The sequence below is a fragment of the Tellurirhabdus rosea genome (assembly GCF_026278345.1).
GTDB classification, from domain to species: domain Bacteria; phylum Bacteroidota; class Bacteroidia; order Cytophagales; family Spirosomataceae; genus Tellurirhabdus; species Tellurirhabdus rosea.
The window spans coordinates 3,937,453-3,954,899 of sequence record NZ_CP111085.1 but is presented as its reverse complement, the minus strand read 5'-3'; the positions used below and the strand labels follow the sequence as shown (position 1 = coordinate 3,954,899).

9 protein-coding genes are annotated in these 17,447 nt (G+C 58.0%); 8 read left to right on the top strand and 1 reads right to left on the bottom strand.

Annotated elements, in window-relative coordinates:
• Window positions 1–31: 31 nt before the first annotated feature.
• A complete protein-coding gene (locus tag ORG26_RS16730) occupies window positions 32–1,231 on the bottom strand; it encodes a molybdopterin molybdotransferase MoeA (protein WP_266363759.1) in 1,200 nt (399 codons plus the stop codon).
• A 155-nt stretch (window positions 1,232–1,386) separates the two neighbouring features.
• On the opposite strand from ORG26_RS16730, the gene ORG26_RS16725 reads away from it, so the two are divergent.
• The 8 genes from ORG26_RS16725 (at window position 1,387) to ORG26_RS16690 (ending at window position 17,344) form a co-directional block, all read left to right on the top strand.
• Window positions 1,387–4,212: an alpha-amylase family glycosyl hydrolase gene (locus ORG26_RS16725; RefSeq protein ID WP_266363757.1), complete on the top strand. Its 2,826-nt coding sequence runs from the start codon at window positions 1,387–1,389 to the stop codon at window positions 4,210–4,212.
• Window positions 4,213–4,628: 416 nt separating this feature from the next.
• A complete protein-coding gene (locus tag ORG26_RS16720; RefSeq protein WP_266363755.1) occupies window positions 4,629–6,575 on the top strand; it encodes a helix-turn-helix domain-containing protein in 1,947 nt (648 codons plus the stop codon).
• Window positions 6,576–6,804: 229 nt separating this feature from the next.
• Entirely contained in the window at window positions 6,805–9,813 is a 3,009-nt protein-coding gene (locus ORG26_RS16715; RefSeq protein WP_266363753.1) for a SusC/RagA family TonB-linked outer membrane protein, read from the top strand.
• Window positions 9,814–9,952: 139 nt separating this feature from the next.
• Complete coding sequence (locus tag ORG26_RS16710; RefSeq protein ID WP_266363752.1) at window positions 9,953–11,539, top strand: RagB/SusD family nutrient uptake outer membrane protein; 1,587 nt, start codon at window positions 9,953–9,955, stop codon at window positions 11,537–11,539.
• A gap of 145 nt (window positions 11,540–11,684) precedes the next feature.
• Window positions 11,685–12,992 carry a SusE domain-containing protein gene (locus ORG26_RS16705; RefSeq protein ID WP_266363750.1) on the top strand — a complete coding sequence of 436 codons (1,308 nt, stop codon included), beginning with the start codon at window positions 11,685–11,687 and terminating at the stop codon, window positions 12,990–12,992.
• Window positions 12,993–13,132: 140 nt separating this feature from the next.
• The gene (locus tag ORG26_RS16700) at window positions 13,133–14,713 is read left to right on the top strand and encodes an alpha-amylase family glycosyl hydrolase (protein WP_266363748.1); all 1,581 of its coding nucleotides are present in this window, start codon (window positions 13,133–13,135) and stop codon (window positions 14,711–14,713) included.
• A gap of 147 nt (window positions 14,714–14,860) precedes the next feature.
• Window positions 14,861–15,781 carry an aspartate carbamoyltransferase catalytic subunit gene (locus ORG26_RS16695; RefSeq protein ID WP_266363747.1) on the top strand — a complete coding sequence of 307 codons (921 nt, stop codon included), beginning with the start codon at window positions 14,861–14,863 and terminating at the stop codon, window positions 15,779–15,781.
• A 273-nt stretch (window positions 15,782–16,054) separates the two neighbouring features.
• Entirely contained in the window at window positions 16,055–17,344 is a 1,290-nt protein-coding gene (locus tag ORG26_RS16690; RefSeq protein ID WP_323134276.1) for a serine hydrolase domain-containing protein, read from the top strand.
• Window positions 17,345–17,447: the final 103 nt, after the last annotated feature.

The following is a 17,447-nucleotide window of genomic DNA, read 5'->3' as shown; positions in this document are numbered from 1 at the left end:
AAAACACATTCCTCATTAGAAAAATTGCATTTTACCGGTACATCCAGAGCGGAAAAATTTCTCCGGCGGCAAAGGCCTCCCGGTCGGGCGGCAATTCCAGAAAACCGTCGCAGCGCAGCAGGTTGGCGTAATCGCCCGACCCGCTTCCCGGCAGCGGAGATGCCTGCCAGACCGCCCCGTCCGACAGCGTCAGGCTCACCGGCAGAAAATACGTCAGCTTCGGTCTGAACGTCAGGTCTTCGGCCAGCCGGGCGACAGGCGCCGCCGCGGGCGTTTCTCCGAGAGACGCTTTCAGCCAGGGCAGCAAGTACCGGTAGGCGCACAGAAACGTGGACACCGGATTGCCCGGCAGTCCGAAAACGGGCTTGCGGTCGGCCGTGGCACCGAACCATAACGGCTTACCCGGACGCTGGGCCACCTGGTGGAACACCGGCCGGACGCCCAGACTTTCGAGCACCGATGGGACCAGATCCGCCTTCCCGGCCGACACGCCGCCGCTCAGCACCACGGCGTCAAAGTCCGCCAGCAGGCGACCGAACACCTGCTTCATTTCTTCGGCCCGGTCGGCGACGTGGAAGGTAACCACCTCGGCTCCGGCCCGCTGCAAAATGGTTCTCAGCACGTAGGCGTTCGAAATCCGGATCTGGTGCGGGGCGGGCGTTTCGCGCACGGCCACCAGTTCGTCGCCGGTCGAGACCACGGCCAGCCGGGGCGGCGCACTCACCCGCAGTTCCGCCTTTCCGACCGAAGCGGCGACGGCGATCTCAGCGGGGCCGAGACGGGTGCCGGGCTCCACCAACCGGTCGCCCGCCCGTCGGTCGCCCGCCTGCCGGTGGATGTTCTGCCCGGCCTGCACGGTTTCGATGGTGATGCGGGCCATTTCGCCGGTCATTTCGACGTCTTCGTAGCGGACCACGGTATCCGTTCCGGCGGGCAGCATGGCCCCGGTCATCACTTCGAGGCAGCCCGAAGGATTGGTCAATTCAGTCTTTGCCTGTCCGGCAAATTGGCTCCCTTCTACCCGAAACGTGCGTTTTCCTTCCGCAAAACGGGCGTACTGAAACGCAATGCCGTCCATCGTAACCCGGTCGAAGGGCGGAAAATCGCGGTCGGCCGTCAGGGGTTCCTGAAGCACGCAGGCCGCCGACAGCCTTTCGAGGCTCCGGAGTTCGGTTTTTAGGGGTAAAATGTACTGGCTGATGTGGCGGGCGGCATCCTGAACAGAGAGCATGGCGTTTTTTTGCCCGCAAAATACACAAAGTTTGGAGCGATGGCCGCCCGCTTTACTTTCTGTCCTCTTCCTCAAAGTTTGCCCACTTTGGCATCCGGGCGCATCTGTTCTTGTCTGAAAAAGCGGTATTTTAGCCGACTGAATAAAGCTAACCTATGAAACATTTTTCTTTACTGATCTTCCTCCTGCTCCTAAGGTCGATACCCGGCTTTGGTCAGGCGGTCACGACGGCCCCGGCCTTCCCGACGGCCGATGCGGAAGTCACCCTCATCTTCGATCTGAAGCAGGCCAAAGACCCCCGCGCGGCCGGGCTGCTGAACAAGACCAGCGACGTGTATCTCTGGTCGGGAGCGGGCACCAGCGAAGCGGCCAACGCCTTCGAATTCCAGCCCACCGGACAGACGGATTTCACCAAACCCTTCGAGCCGGGCAAAATGACGCCGCTGGGCAACGACCGCTGGCAAATCAAGTTCGTGCCGCGGACGTACTTCAACGTTCCGGTGGGCCGACCGATTGTCAAAATGGGACTGCTCCTGAAAAGCGGCAACGGCACCGCCCAGACCGAGGACTTCGTCGTCCGGGTGTACGAAAACAAACTGAGCGTTTCGCGCGTCGCGCCAACCGAGAAGAATTTCTTCGTCGCCTCGGGGGCTTCCATTCCGTTCCGCGGTGCGGCTTCGCAGAAATCGACGCTGACGCTGCTGCTGGACAACAACCCGGTGGCTACCCAGAGCAATGCCGACACGCTGGCCTTCAGCCTGGCCGCGGGCACCCAGACCGGCCAGCGACGGACGGTCGTTTTTCGCGCCCAGACGGCCACCGAAACCGCGGCCGACACGTTTTTCTTCACCGTCCGCCCCACTCCGCCCGTTGAGGCGCTGCCCGCGGGTCTGAAAGATGGCATCAATTACACGGGCAACGACCGGGCGACGCTCGTCTTCTTTGCCCCGCAGAAAGCTTTCGTCTACGCCATCGGCGAGTTCAGCAACTGGCAGGCCCTGCCGCAGTACCTGATGAAGCGTACCCCCGACGGTAACCGCTACTGGCTGGAACTGACGGGCCTGACCGCCGGGCAGGAGGTGGCGTTTCAGTACCTCGTGGACGGCACCCTGGCCGTGGCCGACCCCTACGCCGACAAGGTGCTGGACCCGAACAACGACCGTTTTATTCCCGCCACTACCTATCCAAACCTGAAGCCGTACCCGGCCGGGGCCAGCGGCATCGTATCCGTCCTCCAGACGGCCCAGCCCGCTTATCCGTGGAAAGTGACGAACTTCCAGCGGCCGGATGCGAAAAACATGGTGGTCTACGAACTGCTGATGCGGGATTTTGTCGGAACGCAGAGTTACAAAACCGTGTCCGACACCCTCGCCTACCTGAAGCGGCTGGGCGTGAACTGCATCGAACTGATGCCAATTATGGAGTTTTCGGGCAACAGTTCGTGGGGGTACAACCCGATTTTTTACTTTGCGCCGGATAAGATTTACGGTTCCAAAAACGACCTGAAAGCCTTTATCGACAAATGCCACGAGAACGGCATGGCCGTCATTCTGGACATGGTACTCAACCAGGCCGATTACGAGTTTCCGTACGTGAAAATGTACTGGGACAACAACCGGCCCTCGGCCACAAGCCCGTTCTTCAACCAGCAGGCGACGCACCCGTTCAGCGTGTTCTTCGATTTTAACCACGAAAGTCCGGCTACACAGGCGTTTGCGGAGCGCGTCAACCGCTACTGGCTGGAAGAATTCAAATTCGACGGTTACCGGTTTGACCTTTCGAAAGGCTTCACGCAGAAGGTCACCGGCGGCGATGTGGGTGCCTGGGGCAATTACGACGCCAGCCGGGTGGCCATCTGGAAAAAATATTACGACGGGATTCGCGCCTACGACAAAACGGCGTACGTGATGCTCGAACACTTTGCCGACAATACCGAAGAAAAAGAACTGGCCGACTACGGCATGCTGTTCTGGGGCAACCACAACCACGATTACCTAACCCTAGCCAAAGGCTACAACGCCAATCCGGACTGGATTTCGTACAAACGGCGTGGCTGGCAGAATCCCCATGTGGTCGGTTATCTGGAAAGTCACGACGAGGAGCGGCTGATGGTCGATGTGCTCCAGAACGGCAAGGTCGATGGGGATTATAACCTCCGCAGCCAGCCCATCGCCCTCGACCGGGCCAAGCTGGCGGCGGCTTTCTTCCTGCCCGTTCCGGGTCCGAAGCTGATCTGGCAATTCGGCGAGCTGGGCTACGACCAGTCCATCAACCGCTGCCCCGACGGCACCATCAACAACAACTGCCGCGTAGACCCGAAGCCCGCCCGCTGGGAGTACCAGCAGGACCCCAACCGCCGGAAACTGTACCGCGTCTATTCGGAACTCATCAAGCTGAAACTGACCCAGCCCGCTTTCCGGACGACGGACTTCGCGCTGGATTTTGCCAATCTGGTCAAGCGGATCACGCTCAACGACGCCACGAATCCGGTCTTCATCATCGGCAACTTCGACACCCAGCCGCAGGCGGTCACCTACGGTTTTCCGCGTACGGGCAAGTGGTACGACTACTTTTCGGGTCAGGAACTGGACGTAACGAGCGCCGCGCAGTCGGGCATTCTGCAACCGGGCGAATTCCATATTTATACCGCCCAGAAGCTGGCGACGCCGGAGGCCGGGCTGGTGTCCTGGGGCGCGCCGCTCCCGCCGGTGCTGGCCGTCGAACCGGGCGTGGAAGTCGTGCTGGTATCACCCAACCCGACGGCGGACTTTGTGGACCTTACCATCCGCAGCGCCTACCGCGGGCCGGTTGACCTGACCCTCACCGACGGAACGGGCCGCACGCTCCGCAGCCTGAACGCCGCCAAAACGACCGACAGCCTGCGCCAGGCCATTCCGCTGCAGGGGCTGCCGACCGGCCTGTACTTCCTGCGCATCGGGCAGGGCAACCAGAAGATGGTTCGGAAGGTGATGAAGCAGTAAGTTTTTCCGGTTATAACGAGCGGGTAATGCTGTCCGCTCTTTCTGCCATTCTCAGGGGGATTATTCGAGAATTGATCCCCCTGAGATTAATTGACACCCGTTACCGGGTGCCGTTTGTTATTTCTCCAGTAACCCGGCCTGGAGGTATTCCGGCTTCCTTCCCAGATTTGCCGCGTTAGACGCTGTACCAATCTGTTCCCTCAACCAGTAGGCTCCCTCTTTAGGCTTTTCATTTTGGAAAGGCTGTCTGGCATAGCTATTTCCATGAAATAGGCAAGATTTGCTTGTCAACGGCTAGCGGCCGAACTAATTATAAAGCGATTAATGTAGCAGAGATAGGGCCTTTCCCTGCCGATCCCGCTTTACGACTGTGCCCTGATTTGTCTATCTTTGAAAGATCGGTAGCTATTGCGTTCATGAAGCATAAATTAATTGCGCTTATCGTCGGTTTGTGGTGCTGGTGTAGTGTGGGCGAAGCGCAGGTAGTTATTGAAGTGGTGAAATACCCGCCGCTCGCAGCAACGGCGAAAGGTCTCTTTGTGGCCGGTGATTTCAACAACTGGAACCCCGGCGACCCAAAATACCTGCTCAAAAAACGACCGGACGGCGTTTATACCATCACCTTACCCGACTCGCTGACGCAGTTCGAATACAAATTCACCCAGGGAAGCTCGATGACCGGCGAAGGCAACGCCCGCGGCGGCAACCGGCCCAACCGGGTGTACGACCGGGCCTATTCCGGGAAGCGGCTGCGACTGACGATCGACGGCTGGGAGCAGAAACCCGGCTACCAGTTCGTGATTCGGGAAATTCCCGCCAATACGCCGCACGACGCCAAGCTGTTCATCACCGGTAATTTCAACGGCTGGGACCCCGGCGACGAAAACATCCAGCTCCGCCGCTATCCGGACGGAACTTACCGCGTCACCGTCTACACCGACGAGGAAAAGCTCGAATACAAGTTCACCCGCGGCGACTGGGATTCGGTCGAAGGGCGGGAAAGCGGCAAGGCCCGGCCCAACCGCATGCTGTTCCGCCACCAGAATATCGATAACAAGGCGATTGAAGTCCGGATCGAAAGCTGGGAAGACCTGTCGGGGACGTTCAATTTTTATTCGCTCTACGACCTGCTGCTCCTGTTTTCGGCCTTCCAGGGCCTGCTGCTGGTTATTTTCATTCCGACCATTCAGAACTACAACCAGAAGGCCAACCGCTGGCTGGTGGCTCTGATTGCGGTTTCCTCGCTGGTGCTGCTGGTGAAAGTCGTGAGCAGCTATCGCGATGTGGCTCAGGAATATACCAAGCTGCTCCTGCTGCCGGACTTTATTTATTTCACCTACCCGCCGCTGTTTTACATCTACATCCGGAAGCTCCTGTTCCGCGAAGAAGGAAAGCCCTTCCGCTGGTGGCTGTACCTGCTGCCGGCGGTGCTGCAGGTGCTGGTGTACCTGCCGTTTTTTTTCATGAAGGACAAGGAGTTTCAGATCAAGATCGTCAACCAGAACTGGGATGTGATGACACTTTTTCTGGTCAGCGGTTTTCTGGGGCTGGCCGTCAGTACGTTCTACTGGCTGCTTTGCCGCCGGACCCTGAAGGTGTACCGGGAAAAATACCATTCCAGCTATTCGTTCGAACAGAATCTGCAGTACCTGAATACGGTGCAGCTCATTCAGGCAGTTTGTCTGGTGCTCTGGCTCTTCACCTTTGCGCTCGTCGGGGCCAGCCGCCTCATCTCGTTTGACATTATTTCGGCGACAGAGCAGAGCACAGACCTGATCTGGCTGGCGTTTTCCACCATTGTCTATTTTCTGGGTTATTTCGCCATTCACCAGCCCGAAATCTTCAAGGTCCAGCAGCCCGAGTCTGTGGGCATTTTTGAGGAAACGGTGCCTATGGTGCCCGACGCGCCGCCGGTTCCGCCGCAGCCCGAACGGACGCCCGACCGTCCGGAACCAGCCTTACAACCGGCGATGGCGGCCACAACGGCCCTGCGTTCGGAGGAGCCGCTGGAGGACCTTCAGCCGTTGATGCAGCAGGTGGAAGGGTACATGAAACGGTACAAGCCGTACACCAACCCGAGTCTGACAATCCACGAACTCAGTACCAAACTGAAGATGCAGCCCCACGTGCTGTCGAAGGTCATCAACGAAGGTTTCGAGAAGAATTTTTTTGATTTTATTAACTTTTATCGGGTAGAGGAATTGAAAAAGAGGATGGACGACCCGCAGTTTCGGAATTTTACGCTGCTCAGTCTGGCTTACGAAGCCGGCTTTAATTCTAAGACCGCCTTTAACCGGGCCTTCAAAAAAATTACCCAGCAAACCCCCAGCGAATACTTCAACGCCGTTCGGGAAGACTCGTAGCCGGAAAATGGGTGCCATTTTACAAAAGTGGTACGCACCAGATTGCATTTCTGCAATCTTAACCTTCTAGACTTCAGTGCTTTATCCTCAAATCTATCTTCCCGCTTAACATTTCTTAACAATTCTGTAAAGTGGAACGACAGCCATCCTGCGACATGGTATTATTGCAGGAAATTGTTGAATGGCTGTAACCGGCTATAGCAAAAATTACCTGCATAAATCTAATCACATGAATCAGAACTTCTTACAGTTCCAGATGGGAGCAAAAGGAGCCTTGCGGCTTTTTTTACCCGCTGCAACGGCAGTTCGTCGCCTTTGTCTGCTGGTGATGACCCTGCTGAGCGTTCAGGCGTTTGCCCAGAACGGAGTTATTACCGGAACCGTGAAAGAAACGAGTGGCACGGGCCTTCCCGGAGTGAATATCGTTATCAAAGGAACGACGCAGGGTACCCAGACGGATGTCGACGGAAATTACCGTCTGGCAAACATCCCGGCTAACTCTACCCTTATTTTCAGCTTCATCGGCAAAACTACACAGGAAATTCCCGTGGGTGCCCAGACGGTACTCAACGTAGTTCTGGAAGACGACGCCAAGTCGCTCCAGGAAGTGGTCGTCATCGGTTACGGCTCGCAGCGTCGGCAGGACCTGACGGGTTCCATCGCCACAGTATCGGCCAAGGACTTCCAGCAGGGCCAGATCACCAACCCGGAACAGCTCGTAGCCGGTAAAATCGCCGGGGTGCAGATCACGCCGGGTTCCGGCGCGCCGGGCTCGGGCAGCCAGATCCGGATTCGCGGTGGTTCTTCGCTGAACGCCAACAACGACCCGCTGATCGTGATCGACGGCGTGCCGCTGGACAACACGGGCGTATCCGGTGCGTCCAACCCGCTGAGCTTCATCAACCCGAACGACATCGAGACCTTCACGGTCCTGAAAGACGCTTCGGCGACGGCCATCTACGGTTCACGCGCTTCCAACGGCGTTATCCTGATTACGACCAAGAAAGGCGCGCTCGGCAACAAGATTTCGGTCAACGCCAGCTCGATTTTCACGGTTTCGCAGAAAATCAAAAACCTGGACGTGCTTTCGGCCCAGCAGTTTACCGACGTGGTGAAAGCCCAGCCCAACGCGGCGACGCTCTCGCCCCTGCTGGGAACGGTCAATACCAACTGGCAGGACGCGATTTTCCAGACGGCGCTGAGCACAGACAACAACGTGAGCGTGAGCGGTGCGCTGGGTATCCTCCCCTACCGCATCTCGTACGGCTACCTGAACCAGAACGGTATCCTGAAAACCTCGAATCTGGAGCGTAACTCGGCTTCGCTAAACCTGACGCCGCGCTTCCTGAACAACCACCTGAAGGTCGATCTGAGCCTGAAAGGGACGATCCTGAAAAACCGTTTCGCCGAAGAAGGCGCTATCGGTTCGGCAGTGGCCTTCAACCCGACGCTGCCCATCTATAGCGGCAACGACGCGTACGGCGGTTATTACGAAATTCTGGACAATGCCGGCAAGCCCAACAACCTGGCGCCCCGCAACCCGCTGGCCCTGCTCGAACTGAACGACAACCGTTCGACGGCCCGCCGCAGCATCGGTAACATCCAGCTGGATTACAAATTCCACTTCCTGCCCGAACTGCGCGCCAACCTGAACGCCGGTTTCGACGTGTCGTCGAGCGAAGGTTTCCGCTTCCGCCCGGCCTTTGCTGCTTCGGTTTTCAACCAGAAAGGCGAACGGACGCAATACTCGCAGGAAAAGACCAACAAAACGCTGGAATTTTACCTGAACTACGTTAAAGACCTGTCGGCCATCCGCAGCCGCCTCGACGTTACGGCGGGTTACTCTTATCAGGACTTCCTGCGGTCGCAGCCGGCCTACCCGGTACTGAACGCCGAAGGGGCGCAGGTGACGCCGGCCGGGGTTCCGTTCAAGACGCAGAACACGCTGGTATCGTTCTTCGGACGTGCCAACTACACCTTCAACAACAAGTACCTGCTGACCCTCACGCTGCGTCAGGATGGCTCGTCGCGCTTTAACCCGGACAACCGCTGGGGCACGTTCCCGTCGGCGGCCTTCGCCTGGAAAATCAAGGAAGAGAACTTCCTGAAAGGCGTTTCGGTACTGTCGGACCTGAAACTGCGTCTGGGTTACGGTATCACCGGCCAGCAGGACGTTGGACAGGATTTCCCGTACCTGGCCCGCTATACGCCGGGTGAGCAGACGGCCCAGTACCTGTTCGGCAACCGCTACGTGCTGACCTACCGTCCGGAAGGGTACGACGCCAACATCAAGTGGGAAGAAACGACCACCTACAACGCCGGTATCGATTACGGTATTCTGGGTGGCCGCATTTCCGGTACGCTGGATTATTACTACAAGGAAACCCGCGACCTGCTGAGCGTCATCCCCGTGGCAGCCGGTTCGAACTTCACGAACCAGATTCTGACCAACGTCGGGAACATCCGCAACAGCGGTATCGAATTCGGCATCAACACGACGCCGGTACAGCGCGAAGATTTCAGCCTCGACGTCAACTTCAACCTGACCTACAACAAGAACGAAATCACGAACCTGACGCGGGTGAAAGACCCGAACTTCCAGGGTGTGGAAGTCGGCGGCATCAGCGGCGGTACGGGCAACACGGCCCAGGTTCACTCGGTGGGCTTCCCGACCTTCTCGTACTACGTGTACCAGCAGGTGTACGGCACCGACGGCAAGCCGCTGGAAGGTGTGTACGTAGACCGGAACGGCGACGGACAGGTAACGTCCGACGACCGCTACCGCTACAAGTCGCCGCAGCCGCAGCTCTTCCTGGGCTTCAGCTCGCAGGCTACTTACAAGCGCTGGAACGCCGGTTTTGTGATGCGCGGCAACTTCGGAAACTACGTCTACAACAACGTGTATTCCAACATGGGCGTCATGCAGGACCTGTACAACTCGACGGGCTTCCTCGTCAACCGCTCGACGAACGTACTGGAAACGGGCTTCACCAACAAGCAGCTACTGTCGGATTTCTACATCCAGAACGCCTCGTTTGTCCGCATGGATAACGTCAACCTGGGCTACAACTTCGGCAATGTGTACAAGAAGCTGAACGTCCGGGCAACGGCTACCGTGCAGAACGCCTTCGTCATCACCAAGTACAAAGGCATCGACCCGGAAGTGGCCGGTGGTATCGACAACAACGTCTATCCCCGCCCACGCATCTACTCAGTCGGCCTGAATGTTAATTTCTAAAACCAGTTCAGGGTTTACAGTTTAAGATTTAGAGTTGCTTTGCCTCCCTCGAAAAGTTACAAAAGGCAAGCAATCGTAGCGGCGGACCGCTATAAACCATGAACTGTAAACCCTAAACCATAAACTATAAACCGAATCAATGAAAATATCCGTTCGTAAAAGCTTCATCACCGCTGGTCTGGTTGCTTCGGCGCTGGCCTTCAACGGGTGCGTGAACGATCTCGACCGCCAGCCGTTCAACGACGTTACGTCGGCCACGGTCTACAACTCCCCGACCGGCTACCAGCAGGTGCTGGCCAAGATTTATGCGGGTCTGGCCGTAACGGGTCAGTCCGGCCCGGCGGGCAAGCCCGACATCCAGGGTGTGGACGAAGGCGCGTCGAACTACCTGCGTCAGCTCTGGAGCGCCCAGGAACTGCCGACCGACGAGGCCGTGATCGCCTGGAACGACAACACGATTCAGGATTTCCACCAGATGGACTGGTCGTCGGCCGACGTTTTCACGCGCGCCCTGTACTACCGCATTTTCTATCAGATCACGCTGGCCAACGAGTTTATCCGCGAATCGTCGGATGCGAAACTGGCCGAGCGCGGCATCTCCGGTACCGACGCCACTAACATCAAGGCCTACCGGGCTGAAGCCCGCTTCCTGCGCGCCCTGAGCTACTACCACGCTCTCGACCTGTACGGCAACGTGCCGTTCGTGACGGAGACCGACGCTGTGGGCTCAAACCTGCCGCGTCAGATTCAGCGCACGGAGCTGTTCAACTACGTGGAATCGGAGCTGAAAGCCATCGAAACCGAGCTGGTGGACGCCCGCAAAAACGAGTACGGCCGCGCCGACAAAGCCGCCGCCTGGACGCTGCTGGCCCGCCTGTACCTGAACGCCGAAGTGTATACGGGTCAGAAGAAATTCACGGAAGCCATTACTTACAGCAAAAAGGTGATCGACGCCGGGTATGCGCTGGAAGGCAACTATGCCGATCTGTTCAAAGCCGACAACAACACCTCCCGGGAAATTATCTTCCCGATTACCTTCGACGGCAACCGTACCAAGACCTGGGGCGGAACGACGTTTCTGGTCTGCGCGCCCATCGGCGGCAGCATGAAAGCGGCTGATTTCGGAGTCAACGGCGGCTGGGCCGGTATCCGGACCACCAAATCGCTGGTCAACCTGTTCCCGACCGGCGGGACCGACAAGCGGGCCATGTTCTACACGGCTGGCCAGAGCCTCGAAATCAACGACGTGACGGTCTTTACGGACGGTTATGCCGTTACGAAGTGGTCGAACCGGACCAAAGCCGGGGCCAACGGCTCGGACCCGAACCTCCAGCATCCGGACACGGACTTCCCCCTGTTCCGCCTGGCCGACGTATACCTGACCTACGCTGAGGCGGTTCTGCGCGGCGGCACGGGCGGCGACGTGGCTACGGCCCTCGGCTACGTGAACCAGCTTCGCCAGCGGGCCTACGGCAGCACCGGAGGCAACCTGACGACGCTGAGCGTGGACCAGATTCTGGACGAGCGCGGCCGTGAGCTGTACTGGGAAGGCTACCGCCGCACGGACCTCATCCGCTACGGCAAATTCACGACAACCGCTTACCTGTGGCCGTGGAAAGGTGGCACCAAAGAAGGTCGGGGCGTTGAAAGCTTCCGCAACCTCTATCCGCTTCCGGCCTCCGACGTCGTCGCCAACCCGAACCTGAAGCAGAATCCGAATTATTGATTGGTTTAGGGTTTATAGTTTATGGTTTAGAGTGGTCCATACAGCGATTGCCTCGCTTTGCCAGGTTTCGCCGACGGGCAAAGCAATCACTAAGGCGGGCCACTATAAACTATAAACCCTAAACTTTAAACCTTATACGAAAACCATGAAAACTCTTTATACTAAACTTTTCGGAGCGATGGTTGCGGCGGTGCTGCTGACTTCGTGCGAAAAAGATGAGATTCGGGCCGTCCTGAACCCGGAGGCCGCCGTAACGCCGACGCTCTCGGGCCAGAACGTGGTGCTCAACAAAGAAACGCCCACCGCCAAAGCCCTGACCATCTCCTGGGCCAAGCCCAACTACGGCTACGAAGCGGCGGCGACGTACTCCATTCTGATTGACAAAAAAGGCGGCGACTTTTCCAAAGCAGCCATCATTGCGGTCGGTCGGGATACGGTCAAAACGTTTGCCACCAGCGAACTGAACACCCTGCTGGTGAACATGGGCCTGCCGGTGGCGGTGGCCTCTGACATTGATGTCAAAGTGCAGTCGGTGCTGGGTACCAAAACCCAGATCGTTTCGCCGGTGAAAACCTTCAAGGTAACGCCGTACCTCGACCGCCTCGACCTGAGCACCAACTGGGGTATCGTGGGCAACGCCACGGTCAACGAATGGAACGGTCCGGATGTGCCTTTCTACAAAACCGACAAGGCCGGAGTACTGGCCGCCTACGTAACGCTGAAAGACGGCGAAATCAAATTCCGCCAGGACAACAAGTGGGACAATAACTACGGCGATAACGGCGCCGACGGCAAAGCCGAGAAAGACGGAGCCAACATCAAGGTAACGGCCGGCACGTACCGCATTACCCTCAATACGAGCACGTTCGACTACAAAGTTGAGAAATACGCGCCGGGTCTGGTGGGCGACGCCACGCCGAACGGCTGGAACGGTCCGGATGTGCCGCTGGCCTACGACCCGACCTCCGACACCTGGAAAGCGGTTGTGACGCTGGTGGGCGGAAAAGACCTGAAAATCCGTCTGAACAACGACTGGGGCACCAACTGGGGCGGCTCAAACGGCACGCTGGCAGCGGGCGGCGACAACATCCGCATCGCGGCCGCCGGAACCTACCTCGTCACGGTTGACTACAACAAACTGAAGTACACCATCGAAACCATCAAGCCCTGGGGCGTGGTGGGCGACGCTGCGCCGAACGGCTGGAACGGCCCGGATGCCAAATTCTACCCGACGGGTATCGACAAGGTGTTTGTGCTGGACCGCGTGACGCTGAAAGCCGGGGAAATCAAGTTCCGTCTGAACGACGACTGGGGCACCAACTACGGCGACACTAAGGCCGACGGCGTTCTGGACGCGGGCGGCGATAACATCAAAGTGACGGCGGGTACCTTCCAGATCACGCTCGACCTCTCGGATGCCAACAAGCCGACGTACAAAATGGTCAAAATCTGATTGCGCTTACTTTCTAACCTGTGATGAATAGCGGGCACGGCGGGACTCCTGCCGTGCCCAATTTTTTGACTTCCTCCCCCTCTTTCAAACTCATGATAACGGTTCAACGTTTAGGAATTAGCCTCATCCTTCTGGTTTGCATGATAACCCAACTGGCGGCGCAGCCTGCGAAGGCTCCCAAATCGGCAAAATCCGTCGGGCAGACCCCCGTCGGGCAGACCGGCGTGCATTACGAAGTTTTTGTCCGCGCTTTCTGTGATTCCAACGGCGACGGCATCGGCGACCTGCCCGGCCTGACCTCCAAACTGGATTACCTGAAAGACCTCGGTGTGTCGGCGCTCTGGCTGATGCCCATCAATCCGTCCGGTTCGTACCACAAATACGACGTGACGGACTATTACGGCATCGACCCCGAATACGGCACGATGGAAGACTTCAAACGCCTGCTGGCCGAAGCGCACCGCCGCGACATCAAAGTGTTGCTGGATTTTGTCATCAACCACACCAGCAGCCGCCATCCGTGGTTTGTCGAAGCCTGCAAGGGCAAGGACAATCCGTACCACGACTTTTACGTCTGGATGAATCAGAAAGACATTGATTCGCTGAACATCGCCACCCGCGAAGGCACGGCCGACACGGGCATCCGGACGCCCTGGCACGTGGCCAAAGGCGCTCCGTTTACCGAAAAATACTACGCCCTGTTCTGGGAAGGCATGCCCGACCTGAACTACGACAATCCGAAAGTCCGGCAGGAGATTTATAAAGCCGGGAAGTTCTGGCTCACCGAGGTCGGCGTGGACGGTTTCCGGCTGGATGCCGCCCGCCACATCTACCCCGACTGGGAGGAGCCGAAAAACCACGCGTTTTGGGAAGAATTTGGCCGCGAAATGGAGTCCGTCAAACCGGGCGTCTATACCGTCGGCGAAGTCTGGACGAAAGCCGAGCACATCGCCCCCTACTTCCGCGGTCTGAAGGCCAATTTCAACTTCGACCTGAGCTTCGGGTTACAGGAGCTGATTCCGAAAGAGCGCGATTCGGTCAATATTATCCAGATGCTGCTGCACAACCGGGGCGTTTTTGCTAAGGTCAATCCCAACTTCATCGACGCGACCATGCTGACCAACCACGACCAGAACCGCATCGGCAGCGTGCTGAAAGGCAATCCGAACCACCTGAAAGTGGCGGCCAACCTGCTGCTGACGCTGTCGGGCAACCCGTACATTTACTACGGCGAAGAGCTGGGCATGCTGGGCGTGAAGCCGGACGAATACATCCGCGAGCCGTTCCTGTGGAAAGACGGACAGTCGGACCCGCAGCAGACCCGCTGGACCAAAGCCCGCTATTCGACGGACAAAACTGTACGGCCCGTCTCGGCGCAGCAAAAGGACGCCGGGTCCCTGCTGAACCATTACAAAAAGCTGATCCGCTTCCGCAACAGCCATCCGGTGCTGAACGACAACCTGAGCAGCCTGGAAGCCAGCCCGATTCAGCAAAAAGGCATTATCGCTTTTGTCCGCAAAACGGGCAACCGATCGGCGCTGGTCGTGCACAACCTGACCAAAAAAGAACTGGACGTGGTGCTCTACCCAGGCGAGAAAGCGGGCCGCCAGCGCATCACCTTCGACACGGCGGGCGGTGCCAGGATTCGCGACGGCAAACTCCAGCTTCCGGCCTACGGCTGCGTGGTGCTGGAAGACAGCGGCGAGACCACGGGGCGGTAAGCCTGCTGGCGGCACGACCCGGCGGTCGTGCCGCCAGTAAGGAGTTTTTTGTCTCGGTTGAACGGATTTCGGTTGACAACGGCGAGATACCCATTCCTCGTTTCCAAAAAACGCTATCTTTGCCAAACTTTTCCTCCGCAATCCATCATGCAGCAACTCAGCGTTCGTCACCTGCTGGGCATTAAAAACCTGACCGAAAACGACATCCAACTCATTCTGGAAACGGCCGGGCAGTTTAAGGAAGTCATCAACCGACCCATCAAAAAAGTCCCTTCGCTCCGCGACATTACCATTGCCAACGTCTTTTTCGAAAACTCGACCCGTACGCGGCTGTCGTTCGAACTGGCGGAAAAACGGCTCTCGGCGGATGTCGTCAACTTCTCGGCGTCGGGCTCTTCGGTAAAAAAAGGCGAAACGCTGCTGGACACCGTCAACAACATCCTAGCGATGAAGGTCGATATGATCGTGATGCGCCACAGCAGTCCCGGCGCGCCGCACTACCTGTCGAGCCGCATCCCGGCGGCGGTCGTCAACGCCGGCGACGGCACCCACGAGCACCCCACGCAGGCCCTGCTCGACTCGTTTTCAATTCAGCAGAAGCTCGGCGACGTGGCGGGCAAGCGCGTGGCGATCATCGGCGATATTCTGCACTCGCGGGTGGCCCTTTCCAATATTTTCTGTCTGCAAAAACTGGGCGCCGACGTGATGGTCTGCGGCCCAACCACGCTTATTCCGGCCTACATCAACGCGCTGGGCGTCAAAGTCAGCCACAACGTACGCGAGGCCCTCGCCTGGTGCGACGTGGCCAACGTCCTCCGGATTCAGCTGGAGCGGATGCAGATCAAGTATTTTCCGTCGCTGCGGGAGTATTCGCTTTATTTCGGCATCACGAAAAAAATGCTGGACGACCTCGACCGGCCCATCGTCCTGATGCACCCCGGCCCCATCAACCGGGGCGTCGAGCTCAGTTCCGACGCCGCCGATTCGCACCACAGCATCATCCTCGACCAGGTCGAAAACGGCGTAGCGGTGCGAATGGCGGTGCTGTACCAGCTGGCGCAGGCGTAATCCGGCCCGGGAGAGATTGAGCGAATTAGTGATTGAGTGATTGAGTGGCTAAGCGATTGACAAACGGCTGTCGGCCTGGCTAATCGACCGTCTGGAAAAGCAGGCGTACATTTATCGGGAGGATGGCTCCATCGAAATCCGGTCCGGCTCGTCGGTGGTGCTGACCGGAGATGCTGTGCTACCCGACCTGGAGGTGAGTATTGAGTTTTGAAAACACCGCAAGGACTGTCCGCGCGATCTTTTAATCTGCCAATAGTAATTCCCTAAGCCCTTATGCGATTTCCTGTAAAACAGCTGGCCGTCGCCCTGTTTGCCCCGGCCCTTGCCTTCGCCCAGCCCGAACTGCCCGTCATGGCTGCTCCGCAGGCTTTCAAGACCGCCGCTTCGCCCGCCGCCGCGGGGTTTGCGCCCGACCGGCTCAAACGCCTCGATGAACTGATGCAGGGCTTTGTCGACGGGGGCATTGCACCCAACGCCGTGACGTTTGTGGCGCGCAACGGCCAGATTGTGCACTACAAAGCGTTCGGATTCAGCAACCTGGAGAAGAAAACGCCGCTCAAACGCGACGATATTTACCGAATTGCCTCGCAGTCCAAAGCCCTCGTCACGACGGCGCTGATGACGCTGTTTGAAGAACAGAAATTTGTCCTCGAAGAACCAATTTCCAAATACATCCCGGCCTTCAAGGCTCCGAAAGTGCTGGTGAGCGTGGACAAGGAAAAGGGAACCTACGAAACCCGCCCGGCCAAACGCGAAATCACCATCCGGCACCTGCTGGCCCATAACGCGGGCATTCCCTACGAACACCCGCTGCAAACCCGCCCCGAATTCAGCGTTCCCTTCTTCAACTCGCTGAAACCGGATAAGCTGGAGGACGTCGTCAACCGCCTCGCCGCCCGCCCGCTCACGAACGACCCCGGCGAAGTCTTTACCTACGGCCTGAACACGGACATCATCGGTCGCCTCGTCGAAATTCTGTCCGGCAAACCGCTGGATGTGGCCCTGCGCGAGCGCGTGCTGGAACCGCTCGGCATGAACGACACCCATTTTTATTTGCCGGACAACAAAGCCGCCCGGCTGGTCGAACTGTACTCGAAAGGCAGCACGGACAAACCCCTCACCCGCCACACCAACGACGACTACCGGACTTACCCGGTTGCCGGGGCAAAGACGTACTTCTCCGGCGGGGCGGGACTGGTCAGCACGGTGGAAGATTACGCGAAATTCTGCCAGATGATGCTCAACGGCGGGACTTTCAACGGGCGCCGGGTTCTGGGCCGAAAAACCATCGCGATGATGACGGCCAACCAGATCGGCGAGGCGGAGGTCTGGGAGCGGCGGGACAAGTTCGGGCTGGGCTTCGAGCTGATTACCGAACGGTCGCACTACGGCGATCAGGCCACGCCGGGCTCCTACACCTGGGGCGGTATGTACTGTTCGGAATACACCATCGACCCGAAAGAAAATTTGATAATGCTCGTCTTCACGAACGTCCAGCCCTACGCCCACTACACCGAATTCGTTCGTAAGTTCCGCATGGCGGTTTATCAGGCGCTTAACTGAATGGTTGAGTGAATGAGTGATTGAGTGATTAGCTCCGCTGGTTTTTACGCAATCACTTATTCCGCCAATCACTCAATCGCTCACTCGACCGAACGGCTCATCA